General features: G+C 59.1%; 18 protein-coding genes. 15 read left to right on the top strand and 3 right to left on the bottom strand.

The annotated features are described in order from the left end of the window. Positions 1–113 precede the first annotated feature (113 nt). The 11 genes from MF6394_RS17295 (at position 114) to MF6394_RS17245 (ending at position 14,259) form a co-directional block, all read left to right on the top strand. Positions 114–2,915: an LPS-assembly protein LptD gene (locus MF6394_RS17295; protein WP_057710303.1), complete on the top strand. Its 2,802-nt coding sequence runs from the start codon at positions 114–116 to the stop codon at positions 2,913–2,915. Further along, positions 2,896–4,230: a peptidylprolyl isomerase gene (locus tag MF6394_RS17290; RefSeq protein WP_137204231.1), complete on the top strand. Its 1,335-nt coding sequence runs from the start codon at positions 2,896–2,898 to the stop codon at positions 4,228–4,230. The genes MF6394_RS17295 and MF6394_RS17290 overlap by 20 nt, the downstream gene beginning before the upstream one ends. Beyond that, positions 4,227–5,216 carry a 4-hydroxythreonine-4-phosphate dehydrogenase PdxA gene (gene pdxA, locus MF6394_RS17285; protein WP_003194722.1) on the top strand — a complete coding sequence of 330 codons (990 nt, stop codon included), beginning with the start codon at positions 4,227–4,229 and terminating at the stop codon, positions 5,214–5,216. Before MF6394_RS17290 ends, pdxA begins: the two co-directional genes overlap by 4 nt. Further along, entirely contained in the window at positions 5,213–6,025 is an 813-nt protein-coding gene (gene rsmA, locus MF6394_RS17280) for a 16S rRNA (adenine(1518)-N(6)/adenine(1519)-N(6))-dimethyltransferase RsmA (protein ID WP_003194724.1), read from the top strand. The genes pdxA and rsmA overlap by 4 nt, the downstream gene beginning before the upstream one ends. A 212-nt stretch (positions 6,026–6,237) precedes the next feature. After that, complete coding sequence (gene apaG, locus MF6394_RS17275) at positions 6,238–6,618, top strand: Co2+/Mg2+ efflux protein ApaG (protein WP_044269452.1); 381 nt, start codon at positions 6,238–6,240, stop codon at positions 6,616–6,618. Next, positions 6,618–7,469 carry a symmetrical bis(5'-nucleosyl)-tetraphosphatase gene (locus MF6394_RS17270; protein ID WP_078467131.1) on the top strand — a complete coding sequence of 284 codons (852 nt, stop codon included), beginning with the start codon at positions 6,618–6,620 and terminating at the stop codon, positions 7,467–7,469. The genes apaG and MF6394_RS17270 overlap by 1 nt, the downstream gene beginning before the upstream one ends. Positions 7,470–7,478: 9 nt before the next feature. Further along, positions 7,479–7,808, top strand: coding sequence for a thiosulfate sulfurtransferase GlpE (glpE, locus tag MF6394_RS17265; protein WP_032895035.1), 330 nt, complete (start codon positions 7,479–7,481; stop codon positions 7,806–7,808). Positions 7,809–8,093: 285 nt separating this feature from the next. Then, the gene (locus MF6394_RS17260; protein ID WP_003194732.1) at positions 8,094–10,016 is read left to right on the top strand and encodes a PrkA family serine protein kinase; all 1,923 of its coding nucleotides are present in this window, start codon (positions 8,094–8,096) and stop codon (positions 10,014–10,016) included. 113 nt (positions 10,017–10,129) lie between these two features. Continuing rightward, positions 10,130–11,401: a YeaH/YhbH family protein gene (locus tag MF6394_RS17255; RefSeq protein ID WP_003194735.1), complete on the top strand. Its 1,272-nt coding sequence runs from the start codon at positions 10,130–10,132 to the stop codon at positions 11,399–11,401. Next, on the top strand, positions 11,398–12,963 hold the full coding sequence (locus tag MF6394_RS17250; RefSeq protein WP_003194736.1) for a SpoVR family protein: 1,566 nt from the start codon (positions 11,398–11,400) through the stop codon (positions 12,961–12,963). The genes MF6394_RS17255 and MF6394_RS17250 overlap by 4 nt, the downstream gene beginning before the upstream one ends. 63 nt (positions 12,964–13,026) lie before the next feature. Beyond that, on the top strand, positions 13,027–14,259 hold the full coding sequence (locus MF6394_RS17245) for a multifunctional CCA addition/repair protein (protein WP_044269457.1): 1,233 nt from the start codon (positions 13,027–13,029) through the stop codon (positions 14,257–14,259). 72 nt (positions 14,260–14,331) lie between these two features. Here the strand turns inward: MF6394_RS17245 and folK are convergent, their stop codons facing one another. Further along, positions 14,332–14,850, bottom strand: a complete 519-nt coding sequence (gene folK, locus MF6394_RS17240; RefSeq protein WP_044269459.1) for a 2-amino-4-hydroxy-6-hydroxymethyldihydropteridine diphosphokinase — start codon at positions 14,848–14,850, stop codon at positions 14,332–14,334. Continuing rightward, on the bottom strand, positions 14,841–15,194 hold the full coding sequence (folB, locus tag MF6394_RS17235) for a dihydroneopterin aldolase (RefSeq protein WP_032895029.1): 354 nt from the start codon (positions 15,192–15,194) through the stop codon (positions 14,841–14,843). The genes folK and folB overlap by 10 nt, the downstream gene beginning before the upstream one ends. A gap of 74 nt (positions 15,195–15,268) precedes the next feature. Here folB and plsY point away from each other — a divergent pair, with 74 nt between their 5' ends. Next, entirely contained in the window at positions 15,269–15,838 is a 570-nt protein-coding gene (gene plsY / locus MF6394_RS17230) for a glycerol-3-phosphate 1-O-acyltransferase PlsY (RefSeq protein ID WP_032895027.1), read from the top strand. Positions 15,839–15,869: 31 nt separating this feature from the next. Here the strand turns inward: plsY and tsaD are convergent, their stop codons facing one another. Next, positions 15,870–16,895 carry a tRNA (adenosine(37)-N6)-threonylcarbamoyltransferase complex transferase subunit TsaD gene (gene tsaD, locus MF6394_RS17225; RefSeq protein ID WP_003194748.1) on the bottom strand — a complete coding sequence of 342 codons (1,026 nt, stop codon included), beginning with the start codon at positions 16,893–16,895 and terminating at the stop codon, positions 15,870–15,872. Positions 16,896–17,098: 203 nt separating this feature from the next. On the opposite strand from tsaD, the gene rpsU reads away from it, so the two are divergent. The 3 genes from rpsU (at position 17,099) to rpoD (ending at position 21,642) form a co-directional block, all read left to right on the top strand. Beyond that, positions 17,099–17,314: a 30S ribosomal protein S21 gene (gene rpsU / locus MF6394_RS17220; RefSeq protein WP_002551877.1), complete on the top strand. Its 216-nt coding sequence runs from the start codon at positions 17,099–17,101 to the stop codon at positions 17,312–17,314. Positions 17,315–17,756: 442 nt separating this feature from the next. Continuing rightward, a complete protein-coding gene (dnaG, locus tag MF6394_RS17215; RefSeq protein ID WP_032895025.1) occupies positions 17,757–19,727 on the top strand; it encodes a DNA primase in 1,971 nt (656 codons plus the stop codon). Positions 19,728–19,794: 67 nt separating this feature from the next. Continuing rightward, positions 19,795–21,642 (top strand): RNA polymerase sigma factor RpoD, encoded by a 1,848-nt coding sequence (gene rpoD, locus MF6394_RS17210; protein ID WP_003194751.1) that lies wholly within the window; start codon positions 19,795–19,797, stop codon positions 21,640–21,642. Positions 21,643–21,649 lie beyond the last annotated feature (7 nt).

Below are 21,649 nucleotides of genomic sequence, written 5' to 3'. Positions count from 1 at the left end.
GCGCTAGCCGTCAAGCGGGGCATGCTTTATTATCACGCATCTTTTTCAGACCATCGAGAGGCGTGCGGCCCAAACCGCGGGCAGATGGCACGCAGGAAGCCCGGACTAATAAGATGGCATTGAAATCCCCCGCGTTTCGTAGAAAATTTCCGTTGCTGGTAACCGGCAGTCTGCTGGCCTTGCAACCTTTCGCCACCTCATTCGTGGTCGCCGCGGAACAGTATGACTGCTCAGTCTCTGCTTCGGGTGCCTGGGATTGCGCGCCGAAGACGGCCGCCGCCCCATTGCCACCGCGCCCGGTGCATGACGGCGCTGCCGTCAGCTCGGCCAACAGCACGCCGCAAGGCAAAGCTGGCGGCAGCGTCGACGCCGAGCCCAAGACCATGCTGGTCACCGAGTCCAAGGGCCGTGGCCTGCGTTCGCGCAGTGCCGACTACAGCCACCTGGACTGGGTACCTCGCGACAAGCTGACCGCAGCACAGTTGGCCGAAACCGGCCCTTACTGCGGCGGCGCGTACATCGAGCCGACTCGTCCTGGCATGAACGACAAGACGAACAAGAGCGATGCACCGACCTTCATCGGCGCCAAGGCCTCGCGTTACGAGCAGGAGCAGCAGGTCGCTACCCTGGCCGGTGACGTGGTCATGCGCCAAGGCAGCATGCAACTGGAAGCGGACGAAGCCAGCCTGTACCAGGCTGAGAACCGTGGCGAACTGAACGGCAAAGTGCGCCTGCGCGACAACGGCGCCCTGATCGTGGGCGACCATGCCCAGGTCCAGCTCGACACCGGCGCCGCCCAGATCGACAACGCCGAATACGTGATGCACAAGTCGCGCATCCGCGGTAACGCGCTGTACGCCAAGCGTGCAGAGAACGCGATCATCCGTCTCAAGGACGGTACGTACACCACCTGCGAGCCGGACAGCAACGCCTGGCAGCTCAAGGGCAACAACATCACGTTGAACCCGGCCACCGGTTTCGGTACGGCGACCAACGCGACGTTGCGGGTCAAGAACATCCCGATCCTGTACACCCCGTACATCTACTTCCCGATCGACGACCGTCGCCAATCCGGCTTCCTGCCGCCGAGCTTCAGCACCGGTGGGGAAACTGGCTTTACGCTGGTAACGCCGTACTACTTCAACCTGGCGCCGAACTACGATGCCACGTTGTACCCGCAGTACATGACCAAGCGCGGCATGTTGATGGAGGGTGAGTTCCGCTATCTGACCAAGTCGAGTGAAGGGCAGTTTGGTGGGGCGTATCTCAACGATGACAATGACGAGCGAAGCAAGCAGACCGACTCCGAAAAAACCCGTTATATGCTCAACTGGCAGCATAAGGGCGGGCTGGATTCGCGCCTGACGACCTTGGTCGATTACACCAAGATCAGTGATCCGTTCTACTTCCAGGACTTGAAGTCCTATCAGGAAGGCGTTCAGAGCCAGGACTTCCTGAACCAGCAGGGTACCGTGAGCTACCGTGGCGACAGCTACCAGGCTGCCGTGAACTTGCAGTCGTACCAACTGGCAACGATTTCCCAGATCACTCCGTATGATCGACTACCGCAAATTACATTTAACGGTACCCTCCCGTTTCAACCGGCAGGGCTGAACTTCTCCTATGAGACAGAAGCAGTAAGGTTTGATCGTGACCTGCGCAGCGGTAGAGTTCGCAACCAGGACGGTGGCCCGTTTAATGCTGATGGCACCATCGGAGAGCGTCGCCTGGATGAAAACGTAACAGGCCTGACCCGTGCAAACGGTACCCGTCTGAACGTTGCGCCCGCAGTCTCGTACCCGATGAACTGGAGTTACGGTTTTATCACGCCGAAGTTGAAGTACGTCTATACCAAATACGACTTGGATCTCGATGGTAAAGGCAAGGACCAAATGGCCTTGGCCGGCCAGACGTTTAACAGCTCGCAAGATCGCTCCGTGCCTATTGCCAGTATCGACAGCGGCCTGTACTTCGACCGTAAAACCAATTGGTTCGGTAAAGACTACAACCAGACCCTCGAACCTCGTGCGTTCTACCTCTACGTACCGAATAAAGACCAGACCGAGATCCCTGTCTTCGACACCAGCGAGAACTCGTTCAGCTACTCCTCACTGTTCCGGGATAATCGCTTCAGCGGTTCCGACCGTATCGGCGACGAGAACAAGCTGTCCTTTGGCCTTACCAGCCGCTGGATTGAAGAGAACGGTTTCGAACGTCAACGCGCTTCCATCGGCCAAGCGGTGTACTTCAAGGATCGCGAAGTTCAATTGCCGGGCGTAGATGCCAAGACACGTGATGACGCGCACTCGAACGTATCTCCTGTTGCACTGGAGTACGAGTTCCGCTTCAACCGCGACTGGCGCGCCACAGCCGACTACAACTGGGATACCGAGACCCATAGTCCTCGCTCCGGCAGCGCAATGTTCCACTACCAGCCGGAAGACAACCCGAACAAGGTCGTCAACCTGGGCTACCGCTATCGCAACGACCAGGTTGTCTACAACCAACTGACCGGCAAATGGCAGTTCGGCGGTGACTTTGGCCAGGAAGGTGACAAGGATTTCGTGAAGGATTACTACAAAATCCAACAACACGACTTCTCGATGATGTGGCCGATCATTCCCCAGTGGAACCTGATCACCCGCTGGCAGTACGACTATGCCCGCAACCGTACCCTGGAAGCCTTCGGTGGTTTCGAGTACGACAACTGCTGCTGGAAACTGCGCGTCATCAACCGTTACTGGGTTTCCAACGACGAATACACGCAGCTCGCCCCTCAGAACGAAAAGGGTGACCACGGGCTCTTCTTCCAGATCGTCCTTAAAGGACTCGGCGGCCTGACCGGCGCCAAGGTAGAGAGCTTCCTCGACAAAGGCATTGAAGGTTATCGTGAACGTGAAGACAAAGCTTTCTGAGTGTTTGCGCCCGCTAGTGCTGGGCGCGCTGTTCCTGGGTACTGTTTCGGCACACGCCGCGGTTCAACAGCTGGATAAAGTCGCGGCCATCGTCGACAACGACGTGATCATGCAGAGCCAGCTGGACCAACGGGTCAAGGAAGTTCAGCAAACCATCGCCAAGCGTGGCGGTGGTGTACCACCGAGCAGCGTCCTGGAACCCCAGGTGCTGGAGCGTCTGATCGTCGAAAACCTGCAATTGCAGATTGGCGACCGTTCCGGCATCCGTATTTCGGACGAAGAACTGAACCAGGCCGTTGGCACCATTGCTCAGCGTAACAACATGAGCATTGATCAGTTCCGCGCCGCCCTGGCTCGCGATGGTTTGTCCTATGAGGACGCCCGTGACCAGATCAAGCGTGAAATGATCATCAGCCGTGTGCGCCAGCGCCGTGTGGCCGAACGGGTTCAGGTGTCCGAGCAGGAAGTGAAGAACTTCCTGGCTTCGGACTTGGGCAAGATGCAGCTCTCCGAAGAGTTGCACTTGGCCAATATCCTGATCCCAACCCCGGACGGAGCAAACTCTGAGCAGCTCAATGCCGCCGCCGCTAAAACCCAGGCGATCTACGAGCGTCTGAAAGCGGGTGCAGACTTTGCCCAGATGGCTATTGCTCAGTCCGGCAGCGACAACGCCCTTGAAGGCGGTGACATGGGCTGGCGTAAAGCCGCTCAATTGCCACCTCCGTTTGATCGCGAATTGAGCGCTATGGAAGTCGGCGGCATTACCCAGCCAGCACGCACTCCGGGTGGTTTCATCATCCTGAAGTTGCTGGAACGCCGCGGCGGCGAAACTTCGTTGAAAGACGAAGTCCATGTTCGTCACATCCTGGTCAAGCCGAGCGAAATCCGCACCGAGGCCCAAACCAAGGAACTGGCACAGAAGATCTATGACCGCATTGAAAGCGGTGAAGACTTCGCCACCCTGGCCAAAAGCTTCTCGGAAGATCCAGGTTCTGCCCTTAACGGTGGCGACCTGAACTGGATCGACCCGAAAGCCCTGGTGCCTGAGTTCCAGCAGGTTATGGCCGAGACGCCACAAGGCGTATTGTCCAAGCCCTTCAAGACTCAGTACGGCTGGCATGTGCTGGAAGTGCTTGGCCGTCGCGCCACGGACAACACCACCCAGGCCCGCGAGCAACAAGCCCTGACCGTGTTGCGTAACCGCAAATACGACGAAGAGCTGCAAACCTGGCTGCGTCAGATCCGTGACGAAGCGTATGTAGAGAACAAGCTGCCAGGCGCCGAGCAAACAGGCACCGACCAGGCACCCCAGTGAAACCCCAGCGTTTCGCGGTGACACCCGGCGAGCCAGCCGGCATTGGTCCAGACCTGTGCCTGCTGCTCGCCTCGCAACCCCAGCCACACCCCCTGATTGCTATTACCAGCCGCGACCTGCTCCTTGAGCGGGCCGCGCAGCTGGGTGTGGCCGTCAACCTGCTGGACGTGGCGCCGGGCAACTGGCCCGACCTGCCGGCCCCCGCCGGTAGCCTGTATGTGTGGGACACCCCGCTGCAGGCCAAGGTGGTGGCCGGGCAGTTGAACACGGCCAACGCGGCATTTGTGCTAGAGACGCTGACCCGTGCGGGCCAAGGCTGCATCGACGGCGACTTTGCCGGCATGATCACCGCCCCCGTGCACAAAGGCGTGATCAACGAATCCGGCATTGCCTTTTCCGGCCATACCGAATTCCTCGCCGAACTGACCCATACCGCCCAAGTAGTGATGATGCTCGCCACCCGTGGCCTGCGCGTGGCCCTGGTGACCACCCACTTGCCGCTGCGTGAAATCGCCGATGCCATCACTGCCGAACGTGTAGAGCGTGTCACGCGCATCCTGCACAGCGACCTGCAACACAAATTCGGCATTGCCCAACCGCGTATCCTGGTCTGTGGGCTCAACCCCCACGCCGGTGAAGGCGGCCACTTGGGCCATGAAGAAATCGACATCATTGAACCGACATTAGAGCGCCTGCGCCAAGAAGGCATGGACCTACGCGGCCCATTGCCTGCAGACACTCTGTTTACCCCCAAATATCTGGAGCACTGCGACGCAGTGCTGGCGATGTACCACGACCAGGGGCTGCCTGTGCTGAAATACAAAGGCTTTGGCGCCGCAGTCAACGTGACACTGGGCCTGCCGATCATCCGCACCTCCGTCGACCATGGCACTGCCCTGGACCTCGCAGGCAGCGGCAAGATCGATACCGGCAGCCTACACGTGGCCCTGGAAACCGCCTATCAGATGGCCGAGACCCGTATATGACTGAGCATTACCAACACCGGGCGCGCAAGCGCTTCGGGCAAAACTTCCTGCACGACGCTGGCGTGATCGATCGCATCCTGCGCTCCATTCATGCCAAGCCTGAAGACCGCCTGCTGGAAATCGGTCCGGGCCAGGGCGCGCTGACCCAAGGCCTGCTGGCCAGCGGTGGGCAACTGGACGTGGTGGAACTGGACAAGGACTTGATCCCGATCCTCAACCAGCAGTTCGCTGGCAAAGCCAACTTCAACCTGCACCAGGGCGACGCGCTGAAGTTCGACTTCAATAGCCTTAACGCTGCGCCTAACAGCCTGCGGGTAGTCGGCAACCTGCCCTACAACATTTCCACGCCGCTGATTTTCCACCTGCTGAATAACGCAGGGATCATTCGCGACATGCACTTCATGCTGCAAAAGGAAGTGGTGGAGCGCCTGGCCGCGGGCCCTGGCGGTGGTGACTGGGGCCGCTTGTCGATCATGGTCCAGTATCACTGCCGCGTAGAGCACCTGTTCAACGTCGGCCCGGGCGCGTTCAACCCACCGCCGAAGGTCGATTCAGCCATCGTGCGCCTGGTGCCGCATGCCGTGCTGCCGCACCCGGCCAAGGATCACAAACTGCTGGAGCGTGTGGTACGCGAAGCGTTCAACCAACGCCGCAAGACCCTGCGTAACACCCTCAAGGCCCTGCTGAGCAACGCCGAGATCGAAGCCGCCGGCGTCGACGGCGGCCTGCGCCCCGAGCAACTGGACCTGGCCGCGTTCGTGCGCCTGGCTGACCAGCTTGCCATCCAGCCAGCGCCAACAGCGGAATAAGGTTCAACACCCTCCAATGTGGGAGCGGGCTTGCTCGCGAATGCGGTGCGTCAGTCAACATTTTCGTCAACTGATACACCGCATTCGCGAGCAAGCCCGCTCCCACAGGTTTAACCGCGTTTCAAGAGCCCAGACAGCATGTCTGGCCTAGTGCCCTCCTCTTGGCCTAGACTGACCCGCATCTGCTGTCCTTCGCTTTTAAGGCCTCTTGCATGTCCGATCCTCGCTATCAGATCGACGTCAGCGTCGTCACCCGCTTCCTGGCGGACCAATCGCAACCCGAACATAACCGATTCGCCTTTGCCTACACCATTACAGTGAAGAACAACGGGCTGGTGCCGGCCAAGCTGCTGTCGCGCCACTGGATCATCACCGATGGCGACGGCCAGGTTGAGGAAGTGCGCGGGGCAGGCGTTGTCGGCCAACAGCCATTGATCGACGCCGGCACCAGCCACACTTATAGCAGCGGCACGGTGATGACTTCCAAGGTCGGCACCATGCAGGGCTCGTATCAGATGAAGGCCACCGACGGCCAACTGTTCGATGCAATCATCAAGCCCTTCCGCCTGGCCGTACCAGGAGCCCTGCACTGATGGCGACGTACGCGGTCGGCGACCTGCAAGGCTGCCTGGACCCTCTCAAGCGCCTGCTGGAGCGCGTAGCCTTCGACCCGGCAAATGATCGCCTGTGGCTGGTAGGCGACTTGGTCAACCGCGGCCCGCAGTCCCTGGAAACCCTGCGCTACCTCTATAGCCTGCGTGATTCTCTGGTCTGCGTGCTGGGCAACCATGACCTGCACTTGCTTGCGGCCGGCAACAACATCGAACGCCTCAAAAAAGGCGACACCCTGCGGGAAATCCTCGAAGCCCCAGACCGCGCTCAACTGCTCGACTGGCTGCGCCGGCAAAAACTCATGCACTACGATGAGGACCGCAACATGGCCTTGGTGCATGCCGGCATCCCGCCCCAGTGGACGTTGAAAAAAGCCCTCAAATGCGCTGCCGAAGTTGAAACTGCGTTGGCCGATGACAACCTGTACACCGCTTACCTCGACGGCATGTACGGCAACGACCCGGTGAAGTGGGACAACGACCTCACGGGCGTGGCCCGCCTGCGAGTCATCACCAACTACTTCACACGGATGCGCTTCTGCACGGCCGAAGGCAAACTGGACCTCAAAAGCAAGGAAGGCGCCGACACCGCCCTCCCCGGCTACAAGCCCTGGTTCGCCTACAAGGAACGCAAGACCCGTGACACAAAGATCATCTTTGGCCACTGGGCCGCGCTGGAAGGCAAATGCGATGAGCCCGGCGTGTTCGCCCTCGACACCGGTTGCGTGTGGGGCGGTGCCATGACCCTGATGAACATCGACACGGGCGAACGTCTCGACTGCCAGTGCGAATCGCCCCTTTCCATTACCCAGACGGCCGCCGCCAAGCCCTAGGAGCCCGCCATGACCGAATTCAAACGTATCCCTCCCCAAGAAGCCCAGGCCCTGCGTGAGCAAGGTGCTGTAGTCGTCGACATCCGCGACCAGCCTACTTATGCCGCCGCTCACATCACCGGCGCCCAGCATTTGGACAACGTCAACATCGCCGACTTCATCCGCGCCGCTGACCTCGATGCGCCGCTGATCGTCGCCTGCTACCACGGCAATTCCAGCCAGAGCGCAGCCGCGTATCTGATCAGCCAGGGTTTCTCCGACGTCTATAGCCTGGACGGCGGGTTTGAGCTGTGGCGTGCGACCTTTCCTGCGGAAATTTCTTCAGGCGATTCGCAATAATTTTTTTCACACCCCGCTACCCCGCGTGACGCTTGGGCTTGCGCCGTTTCTGACGAACGGCGCAGCCAAACTAATTGCGCATCGCGCCTTGACCTCCCGGATTCCGAACTATCCTTAAGCGCAGGCCATCCGAATCAGGGGAGAGCCGGTACACCGGCGTACGGGTCATCGGTAGCGTTTCAGGGTGTTCTGGGGGGAAAACAGCCATTGGCGTGCGTCAATGACTGCCAGCATCGACTGATTGATCCGGCGTCGGCTCCACGTATCGAGCGAGGTGACGACGTCATGAGTATCTTTAGCCACTTCCAACAACGCTTCGCGTCCACACAGCAGGAAGAACTCACGCTTCAGGAGTATCTCGAGCTGTGCAAACAGGACCGCAGCACCTACGCCTCTGCCGCCGAACGCCTGCTACTGGCGATTGGCGAGCCAGAACTGGTGGAAACCGCCAATAATTCGCGCCTGTCGCGGATATTTTCCAACAAGGTGATCCGCCGCTATCCGGCCTTTGAAGACTTCCATGGGATGGAAGAATGCATCGACCAGATCGTTTCCTACTTCCGCCATGCCGCCCAAGGCCTGGAAGAGAAGAAGCAGATCCTCTATCTGCTCGGCCCGGTCGGCGGCGGCAAGTCGTCCCTGGCGGAAAAGCTCAAGCAATTGATCGAGAAGGTGCCCTTCTATGCGATCAAGGGCTCGCCCGTCTTCGAGTCGCCCCTGGGCCTGTTCAACGCCACGGAAGATGGCGCAATCCTGGAGGAAGACTTTGGCATACCGCGGCGCTACCTCAACACCATCATGTCGCCCTGGGCCACCAAGCGCCTGGCCGAGTTCGGTGGTGATATCAGCCAGTTCCGCGTGGTGAAACTCTACCCGTCGATCCTCAACCAGATCGGCGTGGCCAAGACCGAACCCGGCGATGAAAACAACCAGGACATTTCGGCACTGGTGGGTAAGGTCGATATCCGCAAACTGGAAGAATTCCCGCAGAACGATGCCGATGCCTACAGCTATTCGGGCGCATTGTGCCGGGCCAACCAGGGCCTGATGGAGTTCGTGGAGATGTTCAAGGCACCGATCAAGGTGCTGCACCCACTGCTCACCGCTACCCAGGAAGGCAACTACAACAGTACTGAAGGCCTGGGGGCGATTCCGTTTACCGGGATCCTGCTGGCCCACTCCAACGAATCGGAATGGCATACCTTCCGCAACAACAAGAACAACGAAGCCTTCATCGACCGGATCTATATCGTCAAGGTGCCGTACTGCCTGCGGGTCAGCGACGAAATCAAGATCTACGACAAACTGCTGTTCAACAGTTCCCTGGCCAAGGCCCATTGCGCGCCCGACACCTTGAAGATGCTTGCCCAGTTCACTGTGCTGTCGCGCCTCAAGGAGCCGGAGAACTCCAATATCTATTCGAAGATGCGCGTCTACGATGGCGAAAACCTCAAGGACACCGATCCCAAGGCCAAGTCGATCCAGGAGTACCGTGACACAGCCGGTGTGGACGAGGGCATGAACGGTCTGTCGACGCGCTTTGCGTTCAAGATCCTGTCCAAAGTTTTCAACTTCGACCCTCACGAGATCGCCGCCAACCCGGTGCACTTGCTCTATGTGCTTGAGCAGCAGATTGAACAGGAGCAGTTCCAAGCCGAAACCCGTGAGCGCTACCTGCGCTTCCTCAAGGAATACCTGGCGCCGCGCTACATCGAGTTTATCGGCAAGGAAATCCAGACCGCTTACCTGGAGTCGTACAGCGAGTACGGCCAGAACATCTTCGACCGCTACGTGCTGTACGCCGACTTCTGGATCCAGGACCAGGAATACCGCGACCCGGAAACCGGCGAAATCCTCAACCGCGTGGCCCTCAACGAAGAGCTGGAAAAGATCGAGAAACCCGCCGGCATCAGCAATCCGAAGGATTTCCGCAACGAAATCGTCAACTTCGTACTGCGTGCCCGTGCCAACAACAACGGCAAGAACCCCACTTGGCTCAGCTACGAGAAGCTGCGGGTGGTCATCGAGAAGAAAATGTTCTCCAACACCGAGGACCTGCTGCCCGTTATCAGCTTCAACGCCAAGGCCAGCAAGGAGGATCAGCAAAAACACAACGACTTCGTCACACGCATGGTCGAGCGAGGCTACACCGACAAACAGGTACGGCTGCTCTCCGAGTGGTACCTGCGGGTTCGCAAATCGCAGTAAGGCAGCGGCAAGCGCGCACTGCCAGGCATCCGGCCTGGCATGCGACCGCTTGTCCCTAAGCTTCCAGCTCGCGGCTTGAAGCTTGTAACGTGAAGCTGCCCGGAGGGCTCCCTATGAGCTATGTGATCGACCGACGCCTCAATGGCAAGAACAAGAGCACGGTAAACCGTCAGCGTTTCCTGCGGCGCTACCGTGACCACATCAAAAAGGCGGTAGAAGAGGCCGTCAGCCGCCGTTCCATCACCGACATGGAGCATGGCGAACAAATCAGCATTCCCGGCAGGGACATCGATGAACCGGTGCTTCACCATGGTCGCGGCGGCAAACAGACCGTGGTACACCCCGGCAACAAGGAATTCACCACCGGCGAACATATCCAGCGCCCACAAGGCGGCGGCGGCGGCAAAGGCCCGGGCAAGGCCGGCAACTCTGGCGAAGGCATGGATGAATTCGTGTTCCAGATCACCCAGGAAGAATTTCTCGAATTCATGTTCGAAGACCTGGAACTGCCCAACCTGGTCAAGCGCAACCTCACCGGCACCGACACCTTCAAGACCGTACGCGCAGGCATCAGCAACGAGGGCAACCCTTCGCGCATCAACATCATCCGCACCCTGCGCTCAGCCCATGCACGGCGCATCGCCCTGTCCGGTAGCAGCCGCGCCAAACTCAAGCAGGCCAAGGAAGAGTTGGCACGTTTGAAGCGCGAAGAGCCCGACAACTTCGGCGATATCCAGGAAATTGAGGCCGAAATCGAAAAACTCAGCGCGCGTATTCACCGCGTGCCGTTCCTCGATACCTTTGACTTGAAGTACAACCTGCTGGTCAAGCAACCCAACCCCAGCTCCAAGGCGGTGATGTTCTGCCTGATGGACGTTTCCGGCTCCATGACCCAGGCCACCAAGGACATCGCCAAGCGCTTCTTTATCCTGCTGTACCTGTTTCTGAAACGGAACTATGACAAGATCGACGTCGTGTTCATCCGCCATCACACCAGCGCCCGGGAAGTGGACGAAGAGGAGTTTTTCTACTCGCGGGAGACCGGCGGCACCATCGTTTCCAGTGCACTGAAGCTGATGCAGGAGATCATGGCCGAGCGCTACCCCGCCAACGAGTGGAACATCTACGCCGCCCAAGCCTCCGACGGCGATAACTGGAACGACGACTCGCCGATCTGCCGGGATATTTTGATCAACCAGATCATGCCGTTTGTGCAGTACTACACTTACGTCGAAATCACCCCCCGTGAGCACCAGGCCCTGTGGTTCGAATACGAGCGCATCGGCGAAGCCTTTGCCGATACGTTCGCCCAGCAGCAACTGGTCTCGGCCGGCGATATCTACCCGGTCTTCCGTGAACTCTTCCAGCGCAGGTTAGTGACATGACCGCCAAAAAAGAGAACAAGCGCCAACCCATTTCCACCGGCTCCGAGTGGACCTTTGAACTGATCCAGGCCTATGACCGGGAAATCAGCCGTATCGCGGCGGGTTATGCCCTGGACACCTACCCCAACCAGATAGAAGTCATCACCGCTGAACAGATGATGGATGCCTATGCCTCGGTGGGCATGCCCCTGGGCTATCACCATTGGTCCTACGGGAAACACTTCCTTAGTACCGAGAAGTCCTACACCCGGGGCCAGATGGGCCTAGCCTACGAGATCGTGATCAACTCCGACCCGTGCATCGCGTACCTGATGGAAGAAAACACCATCTGCATGCAGGCGCTGGTAGTGGCCCATGCCTGCTATGGGCATAACAGTTTCTTCAAGGGCAATTACCTGTTTCGCACCTGGACCGATGCCAGTTCGATCATCGATTACCTGGTGTTCGCCAAGCAATACATCATGCAGTGCGAGGAGCGCCACGGTATCGATGCGGTGGAAGACCTGTTGGACTCCTGCCATGCGCTGATGAATTACGGGGTCGATCGCTATAAGCGCCCCTATCCTATTTCTGCCGAAGAGGAGCGCCTGCGCCAGAAGGAACGCGAGGAGCACCTGCAGAAACAGATCAACGACCTGTGGCGCACCATCCCCAAGCGCGCCGACAAGAACAGCGACAAGGACAATGCACGCTTCCCCGCCGAACCGCAGGAAAACATCCTGTACTTCCTGGAAAAACACGCACCGCTGCTGGAACCCTGGCAGCGTGAAATCGTGCGCATCGTACGCAAGATCGCGCAATATTTTTATCCCCAGCGCCAAACCCAGGTGATGAACGAAGGCTGGGCTACCTTCTGGCATTACACCCTGATGAACGACCTGTACGACGAAGGCCTGGTCACTGACGGCTTTATGATGGAGTTCCTCACGTCCCACACCAGCGTGGTCTTCCAACCAGGCTTCGATAGCCCGTATTACAACGGCATCAACCCCTATGCGCTGGGTTTTGCCATGTATCGCGATATTCGCCGTATGTGCGAGCACCCCACAGAGGAAGACCGCCGCTGGTTCCCGGAAATCGCCGGCAGCGACTGGCTATCGACCATCAAGTTCGCGATGAGCAGCTTCAAGGATGAGAGTTTTATCCTGCAGTACCTGTCGCCCCAGGTGATTCGCGACCTCAAGCTGTTCAGCATCCTGGACGACGACCTCAAGGATGACCTGGTGGTGCCTGCCATCCACGACGAACCCGGCTACCGCATCATTCGCGAAACCCTGGCCGCGCAATACAACCTGGGTAACCGCGAGCCTAACGTGCAGATCTACAGCATCGACGTGCGTGGCGACCGTTCGCTGACCCTGCGTCACCAGCAGCACGACCGCAAACCCTTGGGCGAATCCACCGAGGAAGTGCTCAAGCACCTGCATCGGCTCTGGGGTTTTGATATTCATCTGGAAACCCTGCAGGGCGACCAGGTGATGAAAACCCACCATGTGCCACCGCGCAGCGATCATAACGACAACGACTACGGCCGCTTGGACATGGCCGTCGTTCATCTCTGAAACAGCAAAGCCTCCATTGGCCAGGCTCAGGCGTTATCCTGTGCCGCTAATGGAGGCTTTTTCATGAAAATCTACAAAGTCGGCGGCGCCGTACGTGATCGCCTTCTGGGCATCGAGGTCACCGATATAGACCGCGTCGTCGTTGGCGCGACGGCCGAAGAGATGCTCGCCAAAGGTTATAAACCGGTGGGCGCTGATTTCCCGGTATTTCTCGACCCGAAGAACGGTGACGAATACGCCCTCGCTCGCACCGAACGCAAGAATGGCCGGGGTTACGGCGGCTTTATATTCCATGCGAGCCCCGACGTTACGCTGGAAGAAGACCTGATCCGGCGTGACCTGACCATCAATGCCATGGCGGAGGACGACGAAGGTAATCTGACCGACCCTTACCACGGCCAACGCGACCTTGAAGCGCGTATATTGCGGCATGTTTCTCCCGCGTTCGCCGAAGATCCCCTCCGCGTCTTGCGCGTTGCACGCTTCGCCGCGCGCTATGCGCCTCTGGGCTTCACAGTCGCCCCTGAGACCCTGGCGTTAATGCGCCAACTCAGTGAGTCCGGCGAGCTGGAGGCCCTTACCCCCGAGCGCAGCTGGAAGGAAATCTCACGGGCGCTGATGGAAGCTCAACCCCAGGTATTCATCCAAGTGCTGCGTGACTGCGACGCGCTGAAAACCTTGATGCCGGAAGTGAATGCGCTGTTCGGCGTGCCGCAGCCCGCAGCGCATCACCCGGAAATAGACACCGGCGTGCACACCTTGAGCGTGCTGGAGCAGGCCGCCCTGCACAAGCAACCGCTGAGCGTGCGCTGGGCCTGCCTGCTGCATGATTTGGGCAAAGGCCTGACGCCTGTGGATAAGTTGCCGCAGCATATTGCCCACGAGCAACGCGGCCTGAAGCTGATCAAAGCGGTGAACGAGCGTTTCAAGGTGCCGAAGGATTGCCAGGAGTTGGCCCTGCTGGTGGGGCAATATCATACCCATGGGCATCGTGCGCTGGAGCTCAAGGCCTCGACATTGCTGGAGTTGCTGCAAAGCTTCGACGTGTACCGTCGGCCGCAACGCTTTGAAGAGTTCGTGGCGGCCTGCGAAATGGACGCTCGGGGCCGCCAGGGTTTTGAGCAACGCAGTTATCCACAGGCCGATTATTTGCGCGCAGCGGCAAAGGCCGCACGCGAAGTGCCGGTAGCGCCACTGCTGGAAAAAGGCTTCAAAGGCCCCGAACTGGGCGAGGCGCTCAAGCGCGAACGACTAAACGCATTGAAAGCCTACAAGGAACAGCAAAAGCCCCTGTAGGAGCGAGCTTGCTCGCGAAGAACCTCAACGATGACGCAGCGCCCTCAGGTTTTTCGCGAGCAAGCTCGGCGCCTACAAAAGAGCTAGCGGCGTGAGTGGCTGCCCCTGCCACTCGAACGCCACAGGTGCCAGCACCTGATCAATCTGCGCGTCTCGCCACAACTGGGCCATCGTCTTGCCGGCCTCAGGATGCATACGCTGCGGCGCCATCATCGACAGCGGCCACAACACAAAGGCGTTTTTCAGAATTTCGGCTCGCGGTAGGACCAAGCCATCAAAATCGCCCACCAGATCGCCATACAACAACACATCGATATCCAGCGGCAGGCCTTTGCGGTCGGGCGCGTAGCGGCCATTGTCGGCCTCGATGGATTTCAAGCGGCGATCCAATTCCATCAACGGCAGGTCGGTATAAGCCGACACCACCAGATTGAAAAACGGCCCGCTCTTGATACCCACCGGCTGGCTTTCGAACACCGCTGAACAGCGCATATCCGTCAAAAAGCCCGCCAACGCATCCAAGCCGGCGCATAAACGAGCCTCGCGCTCGATATTGCTGCCAAGCCCGAGGTAAACCTGAGTCAACGACATCCGCGCTCGATCTCCACGCCCACGCCCTTGGCAGCCGGTACCGCGCCGGGCTTGGTCAACTTGAGGTGCAGCCAGGGAATCTGGAATTCACTCATCAGCACTTCGGCCAGGCGCTCGGCAAAGGTTTCCACCAGCTGGTACTGGGACTGCTCGGCAAAGGCCTGGATACGCGCAGACACCCTGGCGTAATCCAGTGCCAGGGTCAGGTCATCACCGGCCGCGGCTGGGCGATTATCCCAGGCGAAGCTCAGGTCCAGGCGCAGGCATTGCCGGATTCCGCGCTCCCAGTCGTAAGCCCCGATCACGGTGTCGACTTCCAGGCCTTCGATAAACACTCTGTCCAAGCACTTTTCTCCGCAGCACGACAAGGGCGCGATGCCCCGTTAGAATCAGGGCGTCCTCGCCCGGAATAGTTAGCATGTTTTGGTCACTGGCGATTTTCGCCTACCTGCTCGGCTCGCTGTCCTTCGCCATTTTGCTCAGCCGCTTGACGGGAAATCCCGACCCGCGAATGAGTGGCTCAGGCAATGCCGGCGCCACCAATATGTTGCGCCTGGCCGGCAAGAAACTCGCCGTCCTGACCTTGCTGGGCGACCTGTGCAAGGGCCTGCTGCCCGTGCTGATCGCCAGCCTCGTCGGCCTTAGCTTGCAACAGCAAGCCTGGGTGGGCCTATGTGCCGTCTTGGGCCACCTGTTCCCGTTGTACTTCCGCTTTCGCGGCGGCAAGGGCGTCGCCACGGCGGCCGGCATGCTGCTGGGCATTTACCCCCCTGCGGCGTTACTGGCCATGCTCGCCTGGCTACTGACGTTCTACCTGACCCGCACCAGCTCGCTGGCCGCGCTGATTGCTACGCCACTGACCCTACCGCTGCTGGCCTGGCAGGAACCGCAAGCACTGGTGCCGATGAGCGTACTGACACTGCTGATCGTCTGGCGTCACCGCGGCAATCTACGCGACCTGTTTGCCGGGCGCGAACGGCATTTTTAAATACCCCGCCTGGGCCCGGCGCCCTTGAACCTTACAACGGCGGCAATTGTTCCATCGGCCAGCGCGCCTGCACGCTGATCGCCAGGCTTTCGTGCTGCCCGGCCTGCAAGCGCTGGCAACCGGCGTAGGCGATCATCGCGCCGTTGTCAGTGCAGAACTCAGGGCGTGCGTAGAACACATTGCCATTCATGTCGCCGAGCATCTTTTCCAGGGAACTGCGCAACGCCTTGTTGGCACTGACGCCACCTGCGATCACCAGCCGCTTCATGCCCGCCTGTTTCAGGGCGCGCTTGCACTTGATGGTCAAAGTCTCCACCACAGCCTGCTGGAACGCCAGCGCGATGTCGCAACGGGCTTGTTGGCCGTCGTCCCCGGCGCTGACGCTCTGCTGCCAGGTGTTCAAGGCAGAGGTTTTCAAGCCGCTGAAACTGAACATCAAGCCAGGACGATCACACATCGGCCGCGGGAAGGTGTAGCGACCGGCAACGCCGTTCTCAGCCAGGCGAGCGATTTCCGGACCGCCAGGATAATTAAGCCCCATCATCTTCGCGGTTTTGTCGAACGCTTCGCCGGCAGCATCGTCCAGCGACTCGCCCAACAGCGTGTATTGGCCGATCCCATCCACCTGAACCAGCTGCGTATGCCCCCCCGAAACCAACAAAGCGACGAACGGGAACTCTGGCGGTGTTTTTTCCAGCATGGGCGCCAATAAATGGCCTTCCATATGGTGCACGCCAAGGGCAGGAATACCCCAGGCAAAGGCCAGCGCCTGGGCACAAGAGGCCCCAACCAGCAGGGCTCCGACCAATCCAGGGCCTGCGGTGTAAGCGATGGCATCGATCTCGGTTGCCACACAGCCGGCTTCATCCAGCACTTGGCGGATCAGCGGCAGCATGCGCTTGACGTGATCGCGGCTGGCAAGCTCCGGCACCACGCCGCCATAGGCGCGATGCAGGTCGATCTGACTGAACAGTGCATCGGCCAAAAGCCCGCGTTCACTGTCGTATAGTGCGACTCCGGTTTCGTCGCAGGAGGTTTCAAGTCCCAGTACTAGCATGGGTTTGCGCCTTGTAGAGGCTGAATTCGAAGGCGCGCATAATAGTCGCCACTCCCCCTCCCGACTAGCGGTTTTCGATCAGAGGCTTTGCATTCCGGGCAATGAGGGGTTAACATCCGCAACCCTTAAAAACCGACGACCTCAGCCGCGAATTTTTTGCGACGAGAACGTTGATTCCCGGTAATGAAAGAAGGTAGCTCTGGATGCCAGCCGTCAAAGTAAAAGAGAACGAACCCTTCGACGTAGCTCTGCGTCGTTTCAAGCGCTCCTGCGAAAAAGCCGGTGTTCTGGCTGAAGTTCGTAGCCGCGAATTTTATGAGAAGCCAACTTCTGAGCGTAAGCGCAAAGCAGCAGCCGCTGTTAAGCGTCACGCTAAGAAAGTTCAGCGCGAACAGCGCCGCGCCGTTCGTCTGTACTAATACACAGACGTTCGTAGCAAGCTTCTGCCAAGCCCGGCCCTCAGCCGGGCTGTTGGCATTTGCGGATATCGCTTGATGCTTCACCGTCGACGCCGCACACGCGACCGAGACACTGCTTCACACGTCAGGGCTGGCTCTTTTGCCAGCGGTGCACGTCTCTTCTGACGAGCCTAACAAGGCTACTGACGAGCACACCTATTCTTCAAACAGACGATCAACCGTGTCGGCTGTGCCCATCGATGCGTTTCCGAGGCCGCCATTGGCCAAGACCGGACGCCCGGGCAACATTTCCATGCCGAAGACTGATCAGAAACTACCCTCAGTGAATATTCGGCAGATACACTTCCTGATGACCCATGCAGACGATGATGATCAAGCACGCCATACGTGCGCTTGAACACGTCACGGGCCCTCATTTACACGCAGTGATGACGAGAACGCCATGGCCGGGCTGATTCCCCAGAGCTTTATTGACGACCTTCTGAACCGCACCGACATCGTCGATGTTGTCAGCTCACGCGTACAGCTGAAAAAAGCTGGCAAAAACTACACCGCCTGCTGCCCTTTCCATAAAGAAAAAACCCCATCGTTCAGCGTCAGCCCCGACAAACAGTTTTATTACTGCTTCGGTTGCGGCGCAGGCGGGAACGCCCTGGGCTTCCTGATGGACCACGACAACCTGGACTTCCCCCAGGCTGTCGAGGACCTGGCGAAAGCCGCCGGCATGGAAGTGCCCCGCGAAGAAAGTGGTCGCCCGCACAAACCCCGGCAACCCACCGATTCGCCGCTGTACCCGCTACTGACCGCCGCTGCCGACTTTTACCGCCAGGCACTCAAGAGCCATCCGCAGCGCAAGGCCGCTGTCGATTACCTCAAAGGGCGCGGCCTCACCGGCGAAATCGCTCGGGATTTTGGTCTCGGCTTCGCCCCGCCGGGCTGGGACAACCTGTATAAGCACCTGAGCAGCGACACCCTCCAGCAAAAGGCCATGATCGATGCCGGCCTGCTGGTGGAAAACGCCGAGACCGGCAAGCGCTATGACCGCTTCCGCGACCGCGTGATGTTCCCGATACGCGACAGCCGTGGCCGTATCATCGCCTTTGGCGGCCGCGTGCTCGGGGACGACAAGCCCAAGTACCTGAACTCTCCGGAGACCCCGGTGTTCCACAAGGGCCAGGAACTCTACGGCCTGTTCGAAGCGCGCAAGAACAACCGCAACCTCGACGAGATCATTGTGGTTGAAGGCTATATGGACGTGATCGCCCTCGCCCAACAAGGCCTGCGCAACGCGGTCGCCACCCTCGGCACCGCCACCAGCGAAGAACATTTGAAGCGCCTGTTTCGCGTCGTGCCCAGCGTGCTGTTTTGCTTCGACGGCGACCAGGCTGGCCGCAACGCCGCCTGGCGCGCGCTCGAAGCCACGCTGTCGAGCCTGCAGGATGGGCGTCGCGCTCGCTTCCTGTTCCTGCCCGAAGGCGAAGACCCGGACACCCTGGTGCGTTCGGAAGGTACCGACGCGTTCCGCGCACGCATCAATCAACATGCGCAGCCGCTGGCGGATTATTTTTTTCAGCAACTGACCGAAGAGGCCGACCCGCGCTCCCTCGAAGGCAAGGCCCATATGGCCACCCTCGCGGCGCCCCTGATCGATAAAGTCCCGGGCGCCAACTTGCGCACACTGATGCGTCAGCGCCTGCTGGAGATCACCGGTTTGAGCGGCGAAGCCGTAAGCCAGCTGGTGCACAGCGCCCCGCAGGATGCGCCGCCAGCCTACGACCCCGGCATGGATTACGACGCCATGCCGGACTACGCTGACTTTCATCAACCTCAGGAGGCCTTCGCGCCCCAGCAGGAATGGACGCCGAAGAAGCCGGGCGCCGGCGGCAAGAAGTGGGACAAAAAGCCCTGGAGCAAAAACGGCAAACGCGGTGATCGCGATGAAGCCTACGCGCCACGCACACCCGTAGCGGTGGAAGCCCCCACACTGATTGCACTGCGCACACTGATTCACCACCCGCAATTGGCCGGCAAGGTTGAAAGTGCCGACCACTTTGCCAACGAGAGCAACACCTACGCTCAGGTACTTATCGCACTGATCGAAGCCGTGCAGAAAAACCCTAAGCTAAACTCAATTCAGTTGATGGCTCGCTGGCATGGCACGGAACAGGGCCGTTTATTGCGGGCACTGGCGGAAAAGGAGTGGCTAATTGACGGCGACAACCTTGAACAACAGTTTTTAGACACCATTAATAGGTTATCCGCGGGTCAACACACTCAGACCCTCGATGAACTTATCAAGAGAGCGAGGCAGCCGGGATTATCGGCTGAAGAGCAAATTCAGATAGCAAAACAGATGCGCGACCTCTTAAAACAGAATGTTTACGCATCAAACCCGACCTCAGCTGGCGTGTGAGGTCATAGCTCGGGTATAATCCTCGGCTTGTTTTTTGCCCGCCAAGACCTTCAGTGGATAGGGTGTTATGTCCGGAAAAGCGCAACAGCAGTCTCGTATCAAAGAGTTGATACTTCTTGGTCGTGAGCAGGGTTACCTGACTTACGCGGAGGTCAACGACCACCTGCCTGAGGATATTTCAGATCCTGAGCAGGTGGAAGACATCATCCGCATGATTAACGACATGGGGATCAACGTATTCGAAGTCGCGCCAGATAAGGATTCCCTTATGCTGGCCGACGCTGATACCGACGAGGCCGCCGCTGAGGAAGCTGCTGCCGCGCTGGCTGCAGTAGAGACCGATATCGGCCGCACGACAGACCCGGTGCGCATGTATATGCGCGAAATGGGTACCGTCGAGCTGCTGACACGCGAAGGCGAAATCGAAATCGCCAAGCGTATCGAAGAGGGCATCCGTGAAGTGATGGGCGCTATTGCGCACTTCCCTGGCACGGTTGACCACATTCTCTCCGAATACACCCGCGTCACCACCGAAGGTGGCCGCCTGTCCGACGTCCTGAGCGGTTATATCGACCCGGACGACGGCATTGCGCCGCCTGCCGCCGAAGTGCCGCCGCCTGTTGATGCGAAAGCCGCAAAAGCGGACGACGACACCGACGACGACGAAGCTGAAAGCAGCGACGACGAAGAAGAAGCCGAAAGCGGTCCAGACCCGGTTATCGCTGCCCAGCGCTTCGGTGCGGTTTCCGATCAAATGGAAATCACCCGCAAGGCCCTGAAAAAGCACGGTCGTGGCAACAAGCAGGCGATTGCCGAGCTGGTGGCCCTGGCTGAGCTGTTCATGCCGATCAAGCTGGTGCCCAAGCAGTTCGAAGGCCTGGTTGAGCGTGTTCGCAGTGCCCTTGAGCGCCTGCGTGCCCAAGAGCGTGCGATCATGCAGCTCTGTGTGCGTGATGCGCGCATGCCGCGTACCGATTTCCTGCGCCAGTTCCCGGGCAACGAAGTTGACGAAAGCTGGAGCGACGCACTGGCCAAGGGCAAGGCGAAATACGCCGAGGCCATTGGTCGCCTGCAGCCCGATATCATCCGTTGCCAGCAGAAGCTGACCGCGCTTGAGACCGAAACCGGCCTGACGATTGCGGAAATCAAAGACATCAACCGTCGCATGTCGATCGGTGAGGCCAAGGCCCGCCGCGCGAAGAAAGAGATGGTTGAAGCGAACTTGCGTCTGGTGATCTCCATCGCCAAGAAGTACACCAACCGTGGCCTGCAATTCCTTGATCTGATCCAGGAAGGCAACATCGGCTTGATGAAGGCGGTGGACAAGTTCGAATACCGTCGCGGCTACAAGTTCTCGACTTATGCCACCTGGTGGATCCGTCAGGCGATCACTCGCTCGATCGCTGACCAGGCCCGCACCATCCGTATTCCGGTGCACATGATCGAGACCATCAACAAGCTCAACCGCATTTCCCGGCAGATGTTGCAGGAAATGGGTCGCGAACCGACCCCGGAAGAGCTGGGCGAACGCATGGAAATGCCTGAGGATAAAATCCGTAAGGTATTGAAGATCGCTAAAGAGCCGATCTCCATGGAAACGCCGATTGGTGATGACGAAGACTCCCATCTGGGTGACTTCATCGAAGACTCGACCATGCAGTCGCCAATTGATGTCGCCACTGTTGAGAGCTTGAAAGAAGCGACTCGCGACGTACTGTCCGGCCTCACTGCCCGTGAAGCCAAGGTACTGCGCATGCGTTTCGGCATCGACATGAATACCGACCACACCCTTGAGGAAGTCGGTAAGCAGTTTGACGTGACCCGCGAGCGGATCCGCCAGATCGAAGCCAAGGCGCTGCGCAAGTTGCGCCACCCGACGCGAAGCGAGCATCTGCGCTCCTTCCTCGACGAGTGATACCAGA

It is taken from the genome of Pseudomonas sp. MF6394, assembly GCF_002018845.1.
In the GTDB taxonomy this organism is placed as follows: domain Bacteria; phylum Pseudomonadota; class Gammaproteobacteria; order Pseudomonadales; family Pseudomonadaceae; genus Aquipseudomonas; species Aquipseudomonas lactis.
Note: the sequence above shows the minus strand (reverse complement) of the source record. Positions and strands in the feature narration are given on the sequence as shown.